The organism is Microcystis sp. M113S1, assembly GCF_020246945.1.
Taxonomy (GTDB): domain Bacteria; phylum Cyanobacteriota; class Cyanobacteriia; order Cyanobacteriales; family Microcystaceae; genus Microcystis.
Genome location: NZ_JADBSA010000260.1, coordinates 1 through 18,840, shown reverse-complemented (window position 1 = coordinate 18,840; position 18,840 = coordinate 1). Strand labels below are relative to the sequence as shown.

General features: G+C 43.0%; 19 protein-coding genes and 1 pseudogene. 8 read left to right on the top strand and 12 right to left on the bottom strand.

The annotated features are described in order from the left end of the window. Positions 1-151: 151 nt before the first annotated feature. The 6 genes from apcB to IM319_RS13170 all read right to left on the bottom strand — a co-directional run bounded on the left by apcB (position 152) and on the right by IM319_RS13170 (position 7,294). Positions 152-745, bottom strand: coding sequence for an allophycocyanin subunit beta (gene apcB / locus IM319_RS13195; protein WP_286825983.1), 594 nt, complete (start codon positions 743-745; stop codon positions 152-154). A 98-nt stretch (positions 746-843) separates the two neighbouring features. Next, positions 844-1,983, bottom strand: coding sequence for a glutamate 5-kinase (proB, locus tag IM319_RS13190; RefSeq protein ID WP_287735896.1), 1,140 nt, complete (start codon positions 1,981-1,983; stop codon positions 844-846). Positions 1,984-2,087: 104 nt separating this feature from the next. Continuing rightward, a complete protein-coding gene (gene recJ, locus IM319_RS13185) occupies positions 2,088-4,052 on the bottom strand; it encodes a single-stranded-DNA-specific exonuclease RecJ (protein ID WP_287735895.1) in 1,965 nt (654 codons plus the stop codon). 58 nt (positions 4,053-4,110) lie between these two features. Beyond that, on the bottom strand, positions 4,111-4,752 hold the full coding sequence (locus IM319_RS13180) for a hypothetical protein (RefSeq protein ID WP_286825980.1): 642 nt from the start codon (positions 4,750-4,752) through the stop codon (positions 4,111-4,113). Next, positions 4,749-5,210 carry a hypothetical protein gene (locus tag IM319_RS13175; RefSeq protein ID WP_286825979.1) on the bottom strand — a complete coding sequence of 154 codons (462 nt, stop codon included), beginning with the start codon at positions 5,208-5,210 and terminating at the stop codon, positions 4,749-4,751. Before IM319_RS13175 ends, IM319_RS13180 begins: the two co-directional genes overlap by 4 nt. Positions 5,211-5,284: 74 nt before the next feature. Beyond that, positions 5,285-7,294 (bottom strand): ATP-binding protein, encoded by a 2,010-nt coding sequence (locus tag IM319_RS13170; protein ID WP_287735894.1) that lies wholly within the window; start codon positions 7,292-7,294, stop codon positions 5,285-5,287. 214 nt (positions 7,295-7,508) lie between these two features. Between IM319_RS13170 and psb32 the strand changes: the two genes are divergently transcribed. The 3 genes from psb32 (at position 7,509) to IM319_RS13155 (ending at position 9,978) form a co-directional block, all read left to right on the top strand. Beyond that, positions 7,509-8,192 (top strand): photosystem II repair protein Psb32, encoded by a 684-nt coding sequence (psb32, locus tag IM319_RS13165; protein WP_286825977.1) that lies wholly within the window; start codon positions 7,509-7,511, stop codon positions 8,190-8,192. Between the two features lie 144 nt (positions 8,193-8,336). Next, positions 8,337-8,936, top strand: a complete 600-nt coding sequence (locus IM319_RS13160) for a hypothetical protein (protein WP_287735893.1) — start codon at positions 8,337-8,339, stop codon at positions 8,934-8,936. Between the two features lie 223 nt (positions 8,937-9,159). Next, positions 9,160-9,978: a transglutaminase-like domain-containing protein gene (locus IM319_RS13155; RefSeq protein WP_287735892.1), complete on the top strand. Its 819-nt coding sequence runs from the start codon at positions 9,160-9,162 to the stop codon at positions 9,976-9,978. Between the two features lie 161 nt (positions 9,979-10,139). Here IM319_RS13155 and IM319_RS13150 read toward each other — a convergent pair whose 3' ends face one another. Then, positions 10,140-10,946, bottom strand: coding sequence for a nuclear transport factor 2 family protein (locus tag IM319_RS13150; protein ID WP_286825974.1), 807 nt, complete (start codon positions 10,944-10,946; stop codon positions 10,140-10,142). Positions 10,947-11,027: 81 nt separating this feature from the next. Here IM319_RS13150 and murG point away from each other — a divergent pair, with 81 nt between their 5' ends. Further along, entirely contained in the window at positions 11,028-12,101 is a 1,074-nt protein-coding gene (gene murG / locus IM319_RS13145; RefSeq protein ID WP_287735891.1) for an undecaprenyldiphospho-muramoylpentapeptide beta-N-acetylglucosaminyltransferase, read from the top strand. On the opposite strand, the gene IM319_RS13140 is transcribed toward murG, so the two are convergent. From IM319_RS13140 to IM319_RS13130, 3 genes are all read right to left on the bottom strand, one after another. Beyond that, positions 12,083-12,673 (bottom strand): Uma2 family endonuclease, encoded by a 591-nt coding sequence (locus IM319_RS13140; RefSeq protein WP_287735890.1) that lies wholly within the window; start codon positions 12,671-12,673, stop codon positions 12,083-12,085. The two genes, murG and IM319_RS13140, sit on opposite strands and share 19 nt — an antisense overlap. Before the next feature lie 35 nt (positions 12,674-12,708). Next, the gene (locus IM319_RS13135) at positions 12,709-13,569 is read right to left on the bottom strand and encodes a fructosamine kinase family protein (RefSeq protein WP_287077053.1); all 861 of its coding nucleotides are present in this window, start codon (positions 13,567-13,569) and stop codon (positions 12,709-12,711) included. A 132-nt stretch (positions 13,570-13,701) separates the two neighbouring features. Then, a complete protein-coding gene (locus IM319_RS13130; protein ID WP_287735889.1) occupies positions 13,702-14,991 on the bottom strand; it encodes a M16 family metallopeptidase in 1,290 nt (429 codons plus the stop codon). 328 nt (positions 14,992-15,319) lie between these two features. Here IM319_RS13130 and IM319_RS13125 point away from each other — a divergent pair, with 328 nt between their 5' ends. The 4 genes from IM319_RS13125 to IM319_RS13110 all read left to right on the top strand — a co-directional run bounded on the left by IM319_RS13125 (position 15,320) and on the right by IM319_RS13110 (position 17,785). Next, positions 15,320-15,595 (top strand): hypothetical protein, encoded by a 276-nt coding sequence (locus tag IM319_RS13125; protein WP_287735888.1) that lies wholly within the window; start codon positions 15,320-15,322, stop codon positions 15,593-15,595. 78 nt (positions 15,596-15,673) lie between these two features. Beyond that, positions 15,674-16,258, top strand: coding sequence for a hypothetical protein (locus IM319_RS13120; protein ID WP_287735887.1), 585 nt, complete (start codon positions 15,674-15,676; stop codon positions 16,256-16,258). A gap of 98 nt (positions 16,259-16,356) precedes the next feature. Further along, on the top strand, positions 16,357-16,860 hold the full coding sequence (locus IM319_RS13115) for a DUF1822 family protein (protein ID WP_287735886.1): 504 nt from the start codon (positions 16,357-16,359) through the stop codon (positions 16,858-16,860). Positions 16,861-16,945: 85 nt separating this feature from the next. Beyond that, entirely contained in the window at positions 16,946-17,785 is an 840-nt protein-coding gene (locus IM319_RS13110) for a PEP-CTERM sorting domain-containing protein (RefSeq protein WP_287735885.1), read from the top strand. A gap of 30 nt (positions 17,786-17,815) precedes the next feature. Here the strand turns inward: IM319_RS13110 and IM319_RS13105 are convergent, their stop codons facing one another. After that, a complete protein-coding gene (locus IM319_RS13105; protein ID WP_287735884.1) occupies positions 17,816-18,151 on the bottom strand; it encodes a XisI protein in 336 nt (111 codons plus the stop codon). After that, positions 18,139-18,672 (bottom strand): annotated as a pseudogene (locus tag IM319_RS13100) (element excision factor XisH family protein); the annotation flags it as partial. The pseudogene IM319_RS13100 and the gene IM319_RS13105, both read right to left, overlap by 13 nt. Positions 18,673-18,840 lie beyond the last annotated feature (168 nt).

Sequence of the window (18,840 nt, the reverse complement as noted above, 5' to 3'; positions counted from 1 at the left end):
GGCCGAATTTGAAGTCTTTTCTGAACGAAACCCCCTACTATCTGTGGTCAAGGTTCAGTTTTTAGCTTGGTTATCGCTTTTTCCATTGTAGCTTAAAGCCGTCGTAAAACGACGGGGTTTTAACCCAAATTTTCGATAACTGACAACTGCATTAGATAGACACTTCGCTTAATTCGCGGGTGAGATGATCAAAGGGTTCAGCGATCAAAGAGGTGTCGGCAATACCCGCATCAAGAGCCATGGTTTGAATCATTTCGCTCATGATTTGGATACCGCGCACCGTCGGACCGATGGGAACACCGAGGGAATTATAGGTTTCCCGCAGTCCTTGCAGTACCCGCTCATCTAGAACATTAGTATCAGCAGCTACTAGGGCATAACTGGCATAGCGGAGATAGTAATCCATATCCCGCAGACAGGCAGAATAACGACGGGTGGTGTAGGCATTACCCCCAGCGCGGATCAATTCGGGAACTTCTTCAAATAGACGAATCGCCGCCCCACGCACGAGCGCCGCCGAATTAGCGTTAATTAGGGCGGCGGCAGCTAGACGGGCAGTTCCCGAGGCGAAATATTGTTTAAGATTATCGATCGCATCTCGATCGAGATAACGTCCGGTGACATCGTATTTTCTAATCAGGCTAGTTACCGCGTCTCGCATTATTAAGTTTCTCCCAACAGCAATAAAGACATTTTTGAGTTTCGCTTTATTTATAATCTCACAGGGTTGAACTTCGGGGGACATCCCTAGTCTAACTCTCTTGCTTGTCTAACAATTTGTTGTTTTTTTGAGACATTTCTTTACATTTAAGGCATTGGGTGGACTTGCTCTGAGTGGCGGAATTATCTCTTATTGGTCGAGGTGGTGGACGAGGCACTCAAAACGACGAGATTATCCCGATGAATAATGGTTTCTGCAGCCATATAACCTAATAAACTGGCAATACGCTCGGAATGTTGACCTTTAACTCGATCGATCTCCTCACTACTATAATTAACAATTCCCCTAGCCAATTCCCGGCCTTCTTGATCGCACAATTGCACCGATTCGGAGGCGCTAAATTCCCCTGCCACTTTGGTAATCCCGGCCGCTAGGAGAGATTTTCCCCCCTGACAAATGGCTTGAATTGCCCCAGCATCGAGATAGATTTTACCCATGGGCATTAGTCCGTAGGCGATCCAGCGTTTGCGGGCGTTATCACTGCGTTTTTGGGCCTCAAAACGGGTTCCAATCGCCTCTCCTGCCATAATTTTTAAGATATTGCTGGGCTGCCCTCCCCTAGTAATCGCCATTTCTACCCCGGCGCTGGTGGCAATCCGGGCCGCCGCCAATTTAGTCGCCATACCCCCGGTCCCCCACTGACTGCCACTACTACCGGCATCGATCGATAGTTGCGCTAATTCTGCGGGAGTAACCCGGGCAATGGCCGCAGCTTCGGGAAATAGCCGCGGATCGGCACTGTAGAGGCGATCCACATCGGTGAGGATAAATAACCAGTCAGCCTCGATTAAACTGGCTACAAGGGCTGATAAAGTGTCATTATCGCCGAATTTTAACTCATCGATCGCCACCGTATCATTTTCGTTGACAATGGCAATCACCCCTAATTCAAACAAAGCCTGAAAAGTATTATAGGCGTTGACATAACAGGTGCGTTCCATTAATTCGGGACGGGTCAGCAAAATTTGGGCGATCGGTTGACCAAGACTGGTAAAGAGGTCATCATAGATCCGCATCAGACGACCTTGACCGACGGCGGCGATCGCTTGTTTGAGGGCGATTTTTTTCGGTCTTTCCTGTATTCCCAGACGACGGCAGCCCACTCCCACAGCACCAGAAGATACTAATACCACCCGATGACCGGCAGCGCGCAACCGGGTGAGGACTTCCACTAAAGCGGCGATCGTGGAGAGGGATAATTGTCCAGTTTCATTATCGGTCAAACTGGAAGTACCGATTTTGATCACTATGGTTTGGTTCATCGTCAAAGGGTGTGGGGTGTGGGGTGTAGGGAGAAACAATTTATAACTTGAGAGTTAATCACACTATTAAAAACGGATTTGGTATTAGGTTTATTCAGCCAGACCTAGATAGCCAAAGCTTTGATGGCAACTTTAATTAAAGTATAAAAACGGGGTTCAGTCACGTTGACTTCTCTAGCTTGTTGCCGATTTTTGCCTAATAAACCAATTCGCTGCCCTTTCTGCACGACTAAAATATCGCCCTGTTCATTTTTGATGCGAATCTCGTTTAAATCACCCCAAAAACTACATTGATACATTTTTTCGGCGTGCATAAAAATTGCTTTTTTAATATTATTATTTTCTTGGGGTAATCGCACTCCCACTAATTCAATTTCTATAGTTGTATTGCCGTTCCAAGTATTTTCTTTTAGTTTATAGGCAATATCTAAACGATTTGGCAAAGGACAATATTCGCCCCAACGCCAAGCTAATGCCTTAATTCTGGTATCATCGGTTTGAGCTAGTAATAATTTTAAATGATTTTTTCCGATAGTTTTCTGTTCCACTACCCGCACGTTAGGAGTCCAAAAAACGGGTAATTCATTGCCAATTCCCCAGGGTTGCAAACTATCAATTTGTTGAAAAAGTTCGAGAGTAATTTGTTTAAAGTCAATGATAGTATCAATTTTAATTAAAGGTTTTAATTGTTCTATTTGTAAAATTTTGTGAGAAAATTGACTTAATCTTTGTTTAAATGCTAGTAAATTAGCTGTGGGTAAACTAAAACCCCCCGCCATTTTATGACCACCAAATTTTCCTAGTAAATCTTGGCAAAATTGCAGGGCTTCAAAAACGTGAAATTCTTCAATTCCTCTGGCAGAACCGCGAATTTTACCCGTATCTTCTTCCTCGTAAGTACCGATAAAAACTGGCACTCCGTAGCGTTCCACTAGACGGGATGCCACAATACCAATTACCCCATGATGCCAATCTTTTTCGACTAATACTAAAACTCGATCTTTTTGCCAAAGAATCGGCGTTTCTTCGACTAATTTAATCGCTTCTTCTTCAATTTTTTCGCACAATTCTTGACGGGTACGATTAATTTGTTCGCACTGCATCGCTCTTTCTAAGGCAATTCCCGCATCATCGGTGGTTAATAATTCAATAACTATCTGGGGATCACCAATTCTGCCAATTGCATTAATTCTCGGTCCCAATTTAAAGCCAATATCATCCGGTTGTAATTGCTTTTGTTCCTCGCTAATTCCCGCTATTTGCATCAGGGATTGAATCCCGACTAATTGCGATTTGGGTAATTTTCTTAAACCCCGTTTTAACCAGCGACGATTTACCCCGATTAATGGGGCTAAATCTGCTATAGTGCCTAGGGTAAATAATGCTAATAATGACTCGGTTAATCCCTGTAATTTACCCATTTTTTGGGCAGTTGTCACCGCTAAAATATAGGCGACTCCCACCCCCGCTAATCCCTGATAGGGAGAGTTCGGGGTTAATAACTTTGGGTTGAGAATAGCAGAGGCATTTGGTAAAATTGGCGGCAGATCGTGATGATCGGTGATAATAACTTTTAATCCTAATTCTATCGCTAGGGCGATCGGTTCGTGAGCGGAAATACCATTATCAACGGTGAGAATCAATCCGACTCCCGATTCGGCAAATTCTTCGACAATGCGCTGATTGATTCCGTATCCCTCTTTCATGCGACTGGGAATTGCATGATTCACGTCCGCACCGAGATGTCTCAAGGCTCTTAGCAGTAAAGATGTACTGGTCATGCCATCGGCATCGTAGTCCCCACAGATGGCAATTTTATCGCCTCTAGCGATCGCTTTTACTAATAAATTGACACTTTTTTCTAAATCGGGAAATTCTCCCAGGGGAGAGGGTAAGCTATCCACTTCAGGATCTATATAAGTTTTAGCTATTTCTGGGGTATCAATACCGCGATTAATTAAGATAGTTGCTAATAACGATGATAGTCCCATTTCTCGCGCTAACCCCTCGATTTTTTCGGGATTAGCTGCGGCAATATACCAGCGTTGGATGGGATATTTGTAGGCCATTTTTTGTTAAGTAAAAAGGTGGGGTGCGTTAGGGCAGCGTAACGCACCAAAAACAAGGTTAAAAGCGGATTTGGATGGCCCCAGCAGGAGGTTGAAAGGGGAGATTATTATTATTAATTCTCAGGGGAGAAGCGGGAACTACCTGCACATTTGGGGTGGTGGGTTGACTTTCGTTGGTACTCAGTAAAGTCAATTGATTAATACTAGGATTAATCGCAAATTGTTGGGTGATAACTCCCGACGGACAACAGGAAGGATCCCGGGGGAGAAATCTTCTCATGTTGACGGTGATCATACCATCTTTGGCACTCAGATTATCGACAATTACTCGATCTGCTAACAGGACAGTATCGGTGTTAGTGGCAGTACCGTTATTATCAATCACTAGGGCTAAATAATGTAATTGCTGTTGATCTCTGGTAATCACTCTTAACACGGCAATCCCATCAGTCCTTTGATCATTATTATAGTCCCCCATCAAAGCTTCTCGACTGACTTGCACTCCTAAAATCTGTCCCTCATTGGATTGAAAAATACCATCGCTGACAATTACGGAACCCCGATTGGGAATATTATAGACGGTGTTTCTTAAATTATCCACGCTCAGGGGTGTAGATTGGGCAAGTAAGGGCAGAGAATTATTGAATAGTAAACTGATACCTAGGAGGATAGATTGAGGTAAAACTGCTAATTTAATCATGGTTGTAATGGATTGGGTATATTTTCTTGAGTATCGAATAACCGCACGTTATTGATGGTACAAACCATCCCCTGTTGTGCTGCTAATTTATCTCGCCATTGGCTTAATTGTTGTTGACCATTACTACCATTTAACCAGTAAACTGTCAAGAGGCCGAGGGTTTGTTCTGGTTCACAGGAAAAGCCGAGAGTTTGATCGGGTATATCGGTATTTCCTTCACCACATTGCCAACCTTGTTTTTCAATTAATTCTTTCCAACCTTTCTCTTCTTTGGCAGCCACAGCAATGCGTTGATCTCCTCGGTTACAAAGCCAATTTTTCTGCTGGGTGGGATCATTGGGTAGATCACCAAGATTGGGGGAATTTTGCTTAATTGGGGGAAGCGAGGGGACTTGAGCTTGAACAGAAAAAATCGGCAGTATTAACCAAGTGCCGATGAGCATTTTTAACAGTTTCATCTTTTAAAATTGCCATATTTAGGGATTTATGCCTTTAGAATATCACGTTTTTGAGATATAGATAAAATACTCTCTTAAGATATGTTTAAATCTCTAATTATGGTTTCGATCGCATCAAAGGAAAATTCTCCGGCTAACTGTTGTAAACCTTGGGCAAGGATAGCATAATCGGCGGGAATTTCTGCGGTTAGGGCGATAATTTTTTCATCATCACATTCTCGCGCTGCTTGTTGCAATTGTCTAATCCAGACGGGACTGATTAATTTTAATAGCGATTGCAGGGAATCGAGGAAAACAGGCGAATAATTGGGTTGATTTGGCTCATTATCGGCATAAATATATTTTAATCCTAGATATTCGCTCATTTTTTGCCAGATAACTTCCTCTCGGAAAGGTTTACGCACGAAATCATCACAACCGGCGGCAATAACCAAGGCGCGATCCTCTTCAAAAGCGCTGGCAGTTAGGGCAATTATCACCGTTTTTCCGCGATTATCAGCCTCTAACTGCCGAATTTCCCTAGTTGCTTCGTAACCGTTTTTCACTGGCATTCTCATATCCATCCAGATAAGATGAGGTTGCCATGCTTGCCAAATTGCGATCGCTTCTTGACCATTAGCGGCCTCTTGCACGGATAATCCTAGGGTAGCCAGGAGTTTCAGCAACAGCAAACGGCTTTCTGGTCGATCATCGACGACTAATATGCGATATTTAGGCTGATTTTCGGCTAAAGCGATAACTTTTGCCCTATTGGTTTCGGTTTTAATCTCATTTTCTCCCACCAAACCCACCTGAATATCAAAACTAAAAATACTTCCTTGACCCAGAATACTACTAACTCCGATCGCACCTCCCATCAACTCAACAAATTTTTTACTGATAGGTAAACCCAATCCTGTCCCCTGTTGGGATTTTCGTCCCGTTTCCGTTTGGTTAAAGGGTTGAAATAGCTTATAAATCTCCTCTGGAGCGATTCCTGCGCCTGTATCTTCAATTTCCCAGACCAATCGCTGATAATCTTCTCTTTTCTCCCCTAATTTTACCCGGAGAGTTACCCCTCCCGACTCAGTAAACTTCAATCCGTTACCCAAGAGATTGATTAACACCTGTCGCAATTTACTTTCATCAGTACATATATATTGAGGCAGCTCGGAGCTGCGATCAAAAATTAAGCTTAAAGCTTTTGCCTGCGCTTGTGAGCGTAGCATTTCGGCAATATTATCTAAAAGAGCGTATAAATCAAAATTACTAGGATTAAAAACCGTTCTTCCCGCTTCTATCTTCGACATTTCTAGAATATCGTTGATTAACTCTAATAAATGTTCTCCGCTACGATTGACAATTTCCAAATATTGCCGATATTCACTGCTGACGCTGCTATCCCGGGATATTAAGCGAGTAAAACCCAAGATAGCATTAAGAGGAGTGCGTAATTCGTGGCTCATGTTAGCTAGAAACTCACTTTTAGCTTTATTTGCCTTAACTGCCGCTTCTTTAGCCTCTTTTAATCCTTTTTCCGCTTCATATCTACTTTGTGCGATCGCAATTAATTCTCCCACCAACCGGACAAAGGTGACATCTTCCTTCGTCCATTGCTTTTCTGCACTTGCATCCAATCCCAGATAACCCACCGTTACCCCACAACTATCCCACATGGGAACGATTAAGAGACAGGGAGTAGAACTATGAGCGAGAATAGTTCTTTCAGGGATAGCAGTAGCGGGTAAATCGTCTAAAGAGTTCAGTTTAACTGGAATACCGTTTAATAATTGTTCAGAAAACCAGGGAAAGGTTTCCGTCGAGAGATTTTGTGATTGTTCCCGAATCGGGATAACTTGCGGATAGTCGGGGTGACAGTATTCATAAACCATACTCCACTGCTGACGACAGGTGGAATATTGAATAATGTAACAGCGCGCACTCTGGGTAAATTGACAGAGCAGTTCTAGGGTATGATCGATCGCCAAGTGGATATCTTGAGAAATTAGTAATCTTGTCACCCGCGAGAGCAAATTATCGCGATATGCCTGCATTTCTAGGGCTTTTTCCCGTTTTTTAGACTCTAGTTCCTCAAAATCACTCATAATCAGTTATCAGTTATCAGTTATCAGTTAAAAAAGTTTGGGTGTTGAGGTTGTAGGGTTTTAGGGTGTTAGTTGATTTTCCCCATCACCCCACTTCCCCACTTCCCCACTTCCCCACTTCCCCACTTCCCCACTTCCCCACTTCCCGTTTCCCGACTCAAAAAACAGGAAACTTTTCCCCTATTATGTTCTATAGGAATTTTACCGAATCAATATGCTCAAATTATTAGCTTCTCTCCTTCTCTCCTGCTGTGTAGCCTTGGGTGTTTCCCTATCACCGGCTGCTGCCATGGGAGTCTATGACCTCCCTATTTTAAGCTCCGGAGCGCCCACTTATGTGGTCGATCCCGTTTCGGCCATTAGTGCCGCTAACGAAGGAAAATTAAATAAAGATCTGAAAAACCTCGCCGAAAAAACCGGACAGGAAGTGAGAATGGTGGTAGTCCGGCGCTTGGATTACGGTCAAAAAATTGACAATTTAGCCGATGATATCCTGAGAGAATGGTATCCTAACCCCGAAGATCGTGCCAATCAAACTATCATCGTCCTTGATACTTTAACCAATAAAACTGCTATGCGGGTTGGGGAGGAAGCAAAACCCCTATTAACCGATGCTATTGCTGATAGTATCCTCTCGGAAACTATGGCAGTTCCCCTCAAAGATGGGGGAAAATATAATCAAGCTTTACTCGATGCTAGTCGTCGTCTAACGGCGGTACTTTCTGGAGAAGCGGATCCCGGTCCGCCGGAAGTAGCGACAATTAATATCGAAAGTACCTTTACTACCGCAGAAGAAACTGACGATAAAAGCGCCACAATTTGGGTGATAGTTTTACTGGTTTTAGCCACAGTAATCCCGATGGCCACCTATTTTTGGTACGCTGGTTTTGGTCGATAAATTAAATTAATTATCTGGGACTGATACAGCTAAAATATTCTCACAGATAGCTCAATTCTCAGCCTGTATGAGCAAGATGAAGTAACTTCTAGTAGTAGATTTTAGTTGTGTCAGTTCACCCCATTTGCTTAACATTAATAACTAATGTCTAAACTGGTAAATAAATTACAATCCTATTATCGAGAGGAGGAAGGAACTTACTTAATTGAAATTAAACTTAATCAGTTACAGCAAGTCTTTAATTCTCTCGATCCTTCGCCATTCTTAGATAGAGATTTAGACGATAACGCCGAAAACTATATTATTAACTCTGTGGATGAATTCCCCCTAAATACCCCCCTTAAATTAGTCTTTTATCTTCCCAGTAACGAACAGAATACCGCCCGACATCTGTTACCCGCAGCTTTACATAATTATTTTGACTATCGCCAACAGGGAGAACAAAGAAAATTACGCACAATTTGGCGACAAGGACGCATATCTTTGATAATTGGTCTCGCCTTTCTTTTTGTTTGTTTGAGTCTCAGCGAATTAATTAGTCGTTTTGGCAGCGATACATTTATTCACTTCTTAGAAGAAGGATTATTAATTAGTGGTTGGGTGGCCCTCTGGCGACCTTTAGAAATTTTTCTTTACGAATGGTGGCCCGTCAGTCATCAACAAAAGATTTTTGCTAAACTGGCCTACATCCCCATGGAAATCCGTCTATTAGAGGAACCATCCACCCCCGACTCTTTTCGATAGAGCGAATCCTCCCGATGGCTTGTCTTCAAAGTTACAAAGCTTTTAGTTGAGGCGGTTTATAATAAAAGTAACTCTGTACAAAGCTTATCGGTTTTCAGCCCGGCCATTACTTTCTCCTCAAACTTTTAACCAAGTAGTCGGGCATAACTTTTTTCAGTCTGGCGATTATTTGCGTTTCATCCCGACAAATCCCGACAAAATTACTATCTAGATAGGAGTCCTAATGTTAATCCGTGTTGGTTATGAATTTGGCTTTGATGCCCCCTTACCCGTGGTCATGTTGTTAAAACTTTATTTACATCCCTCAATTTTAAATCAAGTTAGACAATCGGAAAATTTGCAGGTGGAACCGGCAACAAAAATAGAAGAATTTTTAGATAGCTTCGGTAATCGAACCAGTCGTCTAATTTTACCCGACGGACAGATACGCATTCACAATGAAGCAGTTATCGAGAATGAATGGAAACCCGATATCGTTAATTGGAATGCCCAAGAAATTCCTTTAGCAGAGTTACCAACCCAAGTTTTTCCCTACCTAATGAGTAGCCGTTATTGTGAAGTAGATTTGCTTTCGGAAATTGCCTGGGAACTTTTCGGACAAACTCCCCCCGGTTGGGCAAGGGTACAAGCGGTTTGTGATTGGGTTCATAGTCACATTCGTTTTGGTTACGAATACGCGCGGGTGACGAAAACCGCCTATGATGTCTATCGGGAAAGAACGGGGGTTTGTCGCGATTTTAACCATCTAGCTTTGACTTTTTGCCGTTGCTTAAATATTCCCGCCCGTTATGCCTCCGGATATCTCGGAGATATCGGTATTTCTCCCCAACCTCTACCGATGGATTTTAGTGCTTGGTTTGAAGTTTATTTAGACCATCAATGGTACACCTTTGATGCTCGTCATAACACCCCCAGAATCGGGCGGATTTTAATGACTCGCGGCTTAGATGCCGTCGATGCCTCCCTAACAACGTCTTTTGGTCAAGTAAATTTAACAAAATTTAAAGTATGGACGAGCGATGTTTCCCACCTCTATGGTTAATCAGAGTATTTATTAAACCTCTTGCATAATTAATTTTTGAGGGTTAAAAAACGGCAAAAATAAGGATTAAATTGCCTGAAAGTGCCAGTCATTGGAGTGAAGGGGGGGAATAAAACCCTACACCCCACCAACAAGCTTTTTCAGCAAAACCCAGATAAAAATTACTTTTCTACCTTAACCCGTTGAGTAACGACAACAATCCCATCTCCTTGAATTAAAATCGCCGATAACCAACGATTTTCCGGTGTTGCCGGGGCTTTTACCCGCTTAAATAAACCGCCGGACTGTAATAATTCCAATTCTAGAGGCTTTGTATTAATATAACGCTCAATATCTACTTTCTCATCGATCGCCGTTCCGGCCAATAAATCATCCCCTAAAGGTTCGCGGATAATCACATCAAAATCAAATTCTTGACCCACTTTCACCCTTTCGGGAATTCTCACTTGAACACTGGGGGGATTTTTGCCCGTGCTTAACTCGACTCTCTCGCTTAAAATCTCCTGATAAACAAGTTTATTGCCTTGAAATTGTTGACGAGAACGAATCGTAGCATTCATTCCCACCACTCGTCCCTGCACCTTTCCCGTCCCGGTAATTTTAGTAATTGTATTGGCCGTTAACTTATCACCGGAACGACTCCAAGATTCGAGAGTCGTGGTGTATTTTAGATTGTTATAACGTTCCCAAAAATGAGTTAAAACCTTTTTAGTTTTTTCGTAGGTCAAGCCATCGGAATTAGTAAATTTCGGACTATAAAACTCCATTAATTGCTTGATATCTCGCTCGTTAGCCGCCGTTTCGATTTTGGAGATAAGCGTTTTTAAATTAGCCGGAGCAGTTTCTGGCTTTTCGGCTCGCAGGCCGGTAGCGAGGGTGAAAGTTAACCCCAAACCTAACAGCAACGATAGGGAAAAATTGAGGGATTGACGAAAAAATTTATCGGGGATTGTGTTCAAGTTACGCATTAGTGATAGTTTGTGTAAGGATCGATCAATAACTATGGTAGATTATTTCATTCTAGGGCTGAATTTTCCCTCTCTCGAATTATGGCACGCACTCCAACCCGTCTATTGATTGCCGCTAGTGGTACTGGTGGTCATTTATTTCCCGCTTTGGCCCTGGCCGAGCGCTTGCCGGATTACGAGATTGAATGGTTAGGAGTTCCAGACCGTCTCGAACAGTCCTTAGTTCCAAAAACCTATCCCCTGCACACCATTCCCATTGAGGGATTTCAAACCCGTTTGGGGTTAAAAACTCTCAAGATTCTGTTCAGTCAACTGCGGGCCATTTGGCAAGTGCGTAGTTTAATCAAAAAACGTCAGATAGCGGCAGTTTTTACCACCGGGGGTTATATCGCAGGCCCGACCATTTTAGCGGCTCGTTTAGCCAATATTCCCGTCATCCTACACGAATCTAACTACATACCGGGCAAAGTCACGAAAGTTCTCGGTCGCTGGTGCGATACGGTCGCCCTCGGTTTTCAGGGAACCGCCAGCTATTTACCCGGCACTCGCACCACTTGGGTTAGTACACCAGTACGAGAGCAGTTTCTCATTCCCCAGTCCCTAGATTTACCGATTCCAGAGACTGCTTTTTTGATTGTCGTTGCCGGTGGTTCTCAAGGGGCCGTGGCTCTTAATCAAATTGTCCGGCAAAGCGCTCCCCAATGGTTAGAAAAAGGAATTTATATCGTGCATCTCACGGGAGAAAACGACCCCGAAGCGGATAGTTTGCGCCATTCTAACTATTTTTCCCGGCCTTTTTACGACAATATGGCGGGATTATGGCAAAGAGCTAATCTGGCTATCAGTCGCTCTGGAGCCGGCACTTTAACAGAATTAGCGATCACTTGTACGCCTTCGATTTTAATTCCCTATCCTTTTGCTGCCGAAGACCATCAGTTCTACAATGCCAAAGTTTTCGCTGAAGCTCAAGCCGCTTATCTTTATCGTCAAAATGAGTTAACTGCTCAGTTTTTAAGCGAATTAGTCCTCGATTTATGGTCTAATCCCGAAAAATTGGCCGCCATGGCTCAACAAGCTTCCCATCTAGCCATTAGTGATAGCGCCGATTTATTAGCCGATTTGTTGAGAAGAAAGATTCAAAAAGATAGTTTTTGAAACAAATCAGCCACCGGAAAAGTGAACCCCGGAACCACCTCTTCCCCCTCCAGAAAATCTCCTGATGTTAATAATCGCTGCGGTTCGTACCCAGAACGATAAACTAAGACATAGTGTTGACCCGGACTGATAACCCAGAGCAAACGAGTACCATTGGCAAAATATTCGGCAATTTTGTCCTCAATTTCTGCCACTGTATTGCCAGGAGAGAGAATTTCTACCACTAAATCTGGCGCACCTTCTAGAAAACCCGTCGGCAATTCTTCCAATCCTTGCAGACGTTCCTTGGCAAAAAAAGCTATATCGGGAGAACGTTTATTGCCATTTTTCATAGTAAAAGCAGTGCTGGAGTCCAATAATACACCTAGTTTTCGAGATGTTACTAAACCGAATAAAGCAGCACTTAAAAGAATGGCAATATAACCGTGTAAAGCCCCAGAATTACCCATATTAGTTAACTCTCCCTTGACCAATTCGTAACGATTACCATCGTCGGGTAACGCCATAAACTCTGCATCGTTACATACTTTTGTCGCTGGAGTTTTCATCACAGTATTTTCTCGAATAGACATAATTTATCCTCAGCAAAGATTCACAAGTAAAACCCTTAAAGAATTTCCTGTAACATCCGATTGGCCTGGGAAGCATAACCACCACCAAATAAATTAAAGTGATTGAGAATGTGGTAGAGATTGTAAAGAGTTTTGCGCTGTTGATAACCGCCATCGAGGGGGAAAACATCGTTATAACCCCGATAAAAAGCCGCCGGAAAACCGCCAAAAAGTTCCGTCATGGCTAAATCCACCTCCCGGTCTCCCCAATAGGTGGCAGGGTCTAAAATTACCGGTTCCCCATCGACGGTAATGGCCGCATTTCCCGACCACAAATCACCATGGACGAGGGAGGGATGGGGTTGATGCTGACTCAAAATCTCGCTAATAGCGGGAATAACTTGATCCTCGTCGGGAAAATTGCCGCCGCGCTCCTTCGCAAGTCTTAATTGATAGCCAATACGCTGATGAGCGAAAAAATCCGCCCAACTGTTACTAACGGTATTAATCTGGGGAGTAGAACCAATGGTATTATTACACTGCCAACCAAAGCGATCGGACAGGGAAACTTGATGTAAACGAGCTAAATTTCGCCCCATTTTTTCCCAGCTTTGACTATTGCCACCGCCGAATTCTAGCCACTCTAGCACCAAATAACTAGATTTCTCGGCAATTCCCCAACAAATTGGCTCCGGAACCCTGATAGTCTTGGTCGCGTGAATTTGCTTTAATCCTAAAGCTTCGGCAGCAAACATGGCCTCTTGGTTCGCTTGGTTAATCTTAACGAAATAAATTAAACCATTGCCAGTGACGGCATAACCCTGATTGATACAGCCACCACTAACGGGACGACTTTTCTCAATTTCAAAAGGTTTTTCCGTGGTTTGGGTAATATGTCGAGCAATTTGAGTCCACATGGTTTATCAGAATTCAGGAGTCAGGAGTCGGGTGTTGGGGTGTTAGGGTGTTAGGGTGTTAGGGTGTTAGGGTTTTGGTTGAAATTTCCCCATTTCCCCATTTCCCCATTTCCCCATTTCCCCATTCCCTGTTCACTGAATTGGTCTCACCACAACCACACCGTAAGCGTTGGGATTTAAATACTCTTGAGAGGCATTTTGAATGTCCTCTAAAGTGAGAGCTTCAATGTGTTGGGGATAACAAAAAGCCGGTTGTAAATCACCGATCTGAGTATGATAATAACCGTAAAGGTTGGCCCGATCGCTCGGTCTTTCGTTGCTAAAAATAAACCGATTGGCCACTTGGGTTTTGACTCTTTCCAGTTCAGAAACTGTCACAGCTTCCTGTTGAATTTGTTCAATCTGTGCTAATACCTCTCTCTCCACTTGCTCGATATTTTCCGAGGCTAATTGGGCCGACACGGAAAACACCCCTTGCACTGTCTGGGACATATTACTGGCAGTTATTTGGGAAACTAAGCCCTTTTCTTGGCGCAGAGACTGAAATAATCGCGATACCTTGCCCTGACCGAGAATAGCCGCTAAAACATCGAGAGGATAGGTTTTTTCTAAGTCTCTCAACCCCGGCACTTTCCAAAATAGGATTAAGCGGGCCTGCTGCAAATTTTCATCCTCGTATTCTTGACGGATAATCTGGTTAAAAGGAGCTTCGGGCTGTAGATTAGCGATAGGATGGGAAATAAGCCCAGAATTGCCCTTACTGCCTAAAGCATCTAGAGAATCCCTCACAATAGCCATTAAATCATCCACAGGCAAATTACCCACCACCGCCACCGTCATCCATTCGGGACGATACCAAGTCCGATGAAAATCGCGCATTTGTTGAGGAGTAAGATTTTCAATCACTTCCGTCGGCCCCAACACCGGACGACGATAGGGTAAAACTTGAAAACAAGTCTCCATGGTGCGATAAAAAGTGCGACGACGGGGATTATCCTGAGAACGACGAATTTCTTCTAAAATAACCTGTCTTTCCCGCTCAAAAGCTTCATCGGGAATTAAAGCTTCTAAAACCACTTCTAGCTGGAGCGGGGCCAGATGGGCGAAGTCCTGCGGGGCAGTGGTAATGTAATAATGGGTGTATTCTTGGCTAGTAGCGGCATTAGTCACCGCTCCCCTCGATTCGATCGCCCGTTCAAATTCACCACTGTCTAAGTTACGGGTTCCCTTAAAAACCATGTGTTCGAGAAAATGAGCCATCCCATTGATCTGATCCGATTCTAAGGCCGAGCCGACCTGCAGCCAGACATTGAGATTAACCGCTTCTACCGGTTGACTTTCGGCAATAATCGTTAAACCATTGGCAAGACGGTGCAGAATCGGAGTGTTGAGCGTGGCAGGTTTCCCTAGGATAGCCGTCATTCTTTATTAGTCCTCGGTGATCACTCTGGCAAAAATTGTCACTTTTCTCTATTGTAGTCCCAGACTTTCACAGAGCCAACAAGATCAGGTGTTGGCCAGCAATTCCAAATTCAGAATGTAGCAAAATTGATCGAGGTAGGGTGTCGCTAGCGCCAGTGAACGCACCGTTAATGGAGGCTGCCGGGATATTCATTCCAAGAAATCGCTTTAGTCAATCAGGGGGTTGACCGTCAATTAAATTTCTAAAATATAAAGTTTTGTAACAACTTGAGACGTTCGCAGGAGTTTGAGGTGATTTCTTTTATGAAAGCAGTTGAGAACATCATCTATGCCGTTAACCCAACCCTGTTTCTCCTCTTCTGAAGTTCGTTTGAATTCCATGGCCTCCCATCGCCATCGGGGAACTTCCCTGAAGCAAACCGATGATGATGAGCTGCAATACCTCGCCATGCAAGCGCGTTCCTGTTCTAGGACAGTGGGTTTGCAACAGCAAGCCGCGATCGCTCGGTTACTTGATGCTCTGCGATTATCGGGTCGGCTACGGGGTCGAGGTCATTATTCTGTAGAGGTCTATGAGGATGCGGTTAATCGAACGTTATGTTGAGTTGCTTTCCACCTCGACCAGTTCGATCCTGACCGGGGCAATTTTCTGGATTGGGTCAACTATCGGCTGGATATTCTGTTGCGAGAGGCGTATGCTGAAACCCTTGACCCGCTGATCAGGGCGCAAAAGCAGCAACTGATTCGTCGCAAGTACCAACTGACGGCAATGGTTAGTCAAGTCGGTAAGGTTGGGCTGGGATTCTGGTTAACGTTGCAGGTTAAAGGGATCGCGATTAATCAGCAAAACTTTGTCTGGTTGGCGGTTCTCTGTCGGTTATCTGGGCTAAGAAGGGCTAATCGGGCTTTGGGCGATCGCGTTTTTCTGGATCTGGCAAGGGCAACTTTATCGGTATCGCCTCTACAGCAGGTGAGCGGTGAGTCTGTTGTCTTTGAGAATTTGGCTCGGCCAGAGGAACAGCTTTGTTTGTCGGAGTTGATCGCTGAGTATATTGAGTCTGATCCGGAGTTGTTGTCTCGCCATCATGTCCATAATTGCCCGAAGGCGACTTTGAAGGCAATTTTGAGGGCGCGATTGGAGGCGCGATCTTGGCAGGAGATTGCGGATTCTTTTAGCTTGACGGTGGCGGTGGTGAAGAATTTTTTCTTGCGCCAGATGAAGACGGTTGCGCCTTTAATCGGACAGGAAATTCTGTCTTATTTGTAATTTTTTAAGGAGGTGAATAGCTTTTGAAAAACTCACTGGCTGAGTTTGCAGGGATTCTTGTGGAAAATTTAAGCTTCCGATGGGGGGAAATCAAGATAATGCCTACAGGAATTAATCATAGTTCTGTATTTTTGATTGCTCTAGGAAGGGAAGCCCATGAAATCGCGGATTACTTTTGTCAACAACATTCTGATTTTGCTCTAGCAGAACAAGTGTATCTCAATACTTTGGCTGTGTATGCGGTCAACTGTTGCTTACGGTCTCTGGGTATTGCCACAGATTTGGAAGCGAGTGATAGTTGGAATCCCATCATGCGATCTCGTTTAGCTGTAGCGGATTTGGTGGTGAGGGATAAGGGAAAAGTAGAATGTTGTCCTGTGATGCCGGGTGAGGATTTTATTGAGATTTCTGAGGAGGTTTTATCGGACAGAGTTGGTTATGTTTTTGTTGAGATTAATGCTGAGATGTCTGAGGGAAAGGTGTTGGGTTTTTTGGAGAAAGTCAATGAAACTAAGTTAAGTTTTTTGACATTGCTTTCTCTGGATGATTTGCCAGCATATCTGGAGAAAATCAGTTCTCCACAATTAAGGTCTCAAATTTAATTAGGGCTGAGTTTTTTTGAAGAGTGATCTATTTTAGTTCAATTGTCAAAGTTTTGAAGTAATCAAATTAAGGAGAAAATTCATCATGAATCGTCTAATTTTTCACGCATTTGTCACAACGGTTACTGGTTCTATACTGTTATCCTTAAGTGGTGTAAATTCTGCTCAAGCAGTAAGCATTACTTTTTTTCCATCTACTGTATTCTCATCTGACCCTACAATCCTCAATCAAAATGTAGGTATCACAGGATATACAATTGAGGATTTTGAAGACAAAACTCTAATTCCTGGTTTAAGCATTACATATTCTGGAGGAGTTTCTACATCAACGATTACAAGTCTTCCTGATCTTTCAAATCAAGTTTCTCAAAGCTGGGATGGTCAACACACATTATTTAATATTCCTAGTAATCAATTGAGTAATAGTGTGTTTTGTCCGAGTACAGAATGTGCAAAACTTACTACGCTTAATTTTAGCAATAGCATTATATCAGTGGGAATAGGGCTGTCAGGTTTCCAGTCTTTAAATCCCCCACCATCTGCACCAGATAATCCAATAACAGATCATCGACTCTTAATCAATGGTATACCTTTTTCACAAACAATCGAACAGCTTGCAGGAGTAAATTGGAAGTCAGCTAACTTCCAACGTAATGCTTACTTGCGTATTGATGCACTACAAGGAGAATCGATTTCCTCAATAGGATTTGAAAATATAACGGCAGTTCCATCTACAGAAGATGTACTTGAATTTGATCATCTTGCAATAAAATCTGTCGCGCAGCCGCCGCAGAGTGTTCCTGAACCGTCTAATATCTTGGGTTTAGGTTTACTCGGACTAGGTTTAGCCGCAACAAAAGTAAAAGGCATCCTATCAAAAAAAGCAAAGTCACCAACAGATAAGCTCCAAGAACCAGACAGCTAACCGCGATCTATTTCAGTAGGATAAACGAGTCTATCCTACTGCATAATCCGTCAATTGTCGAAGTACAGGAGGATGAAAGCCAATGACAATATCTTTTTTAGGAACACCTAGTCTAACTAAATCTTCAGCAATATCTTGTTCTGTCATATTCCATTGAATCCAAATTTTATCAGACTTGAGATCAATATGAATGAGACAATAATGTACATACTTTTCGCCTTCCCACCCAAAGGTAACGACCTGATAATGTTCTTTTTGTTCATCAAAAATAGCTTGAATCTCTAAATCATTACAAGTAGGTTTATATTGAGTATATTCTGAAAGAATATTTTTGACTAATTGACGATATTTTGCTAATTTATCCATGTTAAAATTACCTCCTGATTTGGCGAAAAAATGATTAATTTTAAATGGTTTTCTCTAATCATTAATTGGGTAAAATCTAAAGAGAAAAAAGTGTCGTAAGTAAAACTAGGAATAGCTAAAAACAAAACCCTATCCGGAACTTTTCTCTTTAAAACCGCCCGATAATTAATAAATTGTCCTAGAGCAGTATGAAATTCTGAGATCGCTGAAGACCCCTCTAAAAAACTTTTAATTTCTACGGCAATCTTTTGATGATCTTTAGTCGCAGCAATCAGCTTTTCTGCGCCTAAATCGACAGCCATATTCACCCCTCCAAAACTTATCGTATAAAGGTCATGAGTAATTAACCAATTATCTTTGATCAAAGCATTTTTGGCTGCTTGATAAACTAAATCTTTAGCCAATTTTACCTTTCTCCTGATTTGATAGGTTATCTTTCCCTGTTTTGAGGTGCGGCTTGAGCAACAAGGACAACTAATTTTCTCTGAACTATAGTACTGAGTAGCATCTAGGGCGACGATTGACACTCCCCGCTCTAAAGAGACGGGAATTCTTGGTTCACAGAGATTACTTGCTTAGACAGAATTGCTTCTGAAAAAGTAGAGGTATTCTCTCCCCAAGCGTTTATTGGATCGAGCATCGAAGGTTCCGGTATGCCCTACCGTACTTAGTCCCCTTTTAAGGATGTT

Coding starts and splice junctions, on each gene's coding strand:
- murG (WP_287735891.1), top strand. CDS start 11,028: ATGGCACGCACTCCAACCCGTCTATTGATTGCCGCTAGTGGTACTGGT.
- IM319_RS13140 (WP_287735890.1), bottom strand. CDS start 12,673: ATGTCTATTCGAGAAAATACTGTGATGAAAACTCCAGCGACAAAAGTA.
- psb32 (WP_286825977.1), top strand. CDS start 7,509: ATGCTCAAATTATTAGCTTCTCTCCTTCTCTCCTGCTGTGTAGCCTTG.
- IM319_RS13130 (WP_287735889.1), bottom strand. CDS start 14,991: ATGACGGCTATCCTAGGGAAACCTGCCACGCTCAACACTCCGATTCTG.
- apcB (WP_286825983.1), bottom strand. CDS start 745: ATGTCCCCCGAAGTTCAACCCTGTGAGATTATAAATAAAGCGAAACTC.
- IM319_RS13160 (WP_287735893.1), top strand. CDS start 8,337: ATGTCTAAACTGGTAAATAAATTACAATCCTATTATCGAGAGGAGGAA.
- IM319_RS13170 (WP_287735894.1), bottom strand. CDS start 7,294: ATGAGTGATTTTGAGGAACTAGAGTCTAAAAAACGGGAAAAAGCCCTA.
- IM319_RS13155 (WP_287735892.1), top strand. CDS start 9,160: ATGTTAATCCGTGTTGGTTATGAATTTGGCTTTGATGCCCCCTTACCC.
- IM319_RS13180 (WP_286825980.1), bottom strand. CDS start 4,752: ATGATTAAATTAGCAGTTTTACCTCAATCTATCCTCCTAGGTATCAGT.
- IM319_RS13110 (WP_287735885.1), top strand. CDS start 16,946: ATGAATCGTCTAATTTTTCACGCATTTGTCACAACGGTTACTGGTTCT.
- proB (WP_287735896.1), bottom strand. CDS start 1,983: ATGAACCAAACCATAGTGATCAAAATCGGTACTTCCAGTTTGACCGAT.
- IM319_RS13150 (WP_286825974.1), bottom strand. CDS start 10,946: ATGCGTAACTTGAACACAATCCCCGATAAATTTTTTCGTCAATCCCTC.
- IM319_RS13105 (WP_287735884.1), bottom strand. CDS start 18,151: ATGGATAAATTAGCAAAATATCGTCAATTAGTCAAAAATATTCTTTCA.
- IM319_RS13115 (WP_287735886.1), top strand. CDS start 16,357: ATGCCTACAGGAATTAATCATAGTTCTGTATTTTTGATTGCTCTAGGA.
- IM319_RS13125 (WP_287735888.1), top strand. CDS start 15,320: ATGCCGTTAACCCAACCCTGTTTCTCCTCTTCTGAAGTTCGTTTGAAT.
- IM319_RS13135 (WP_287077053.1), bottom strand. CDS start 13,569: ATGTGGACTCAAATTGCTCGACATATTACCCAAACCACGGAAAAACCT.
- IM319_RS13175 (WP_286825979.1), bottom strand. CDS start 5,210: ATGAAACTGTTAAAAATGCTCATCGGCACTTGGTTAATACTGCCGATT.
- recJ (WP_287735895.1), bottom strand. CDS start 4,052: ATGGCCTACAAATATCCCATCCAACGCTGGTATATTGCCGCAGCTAAT.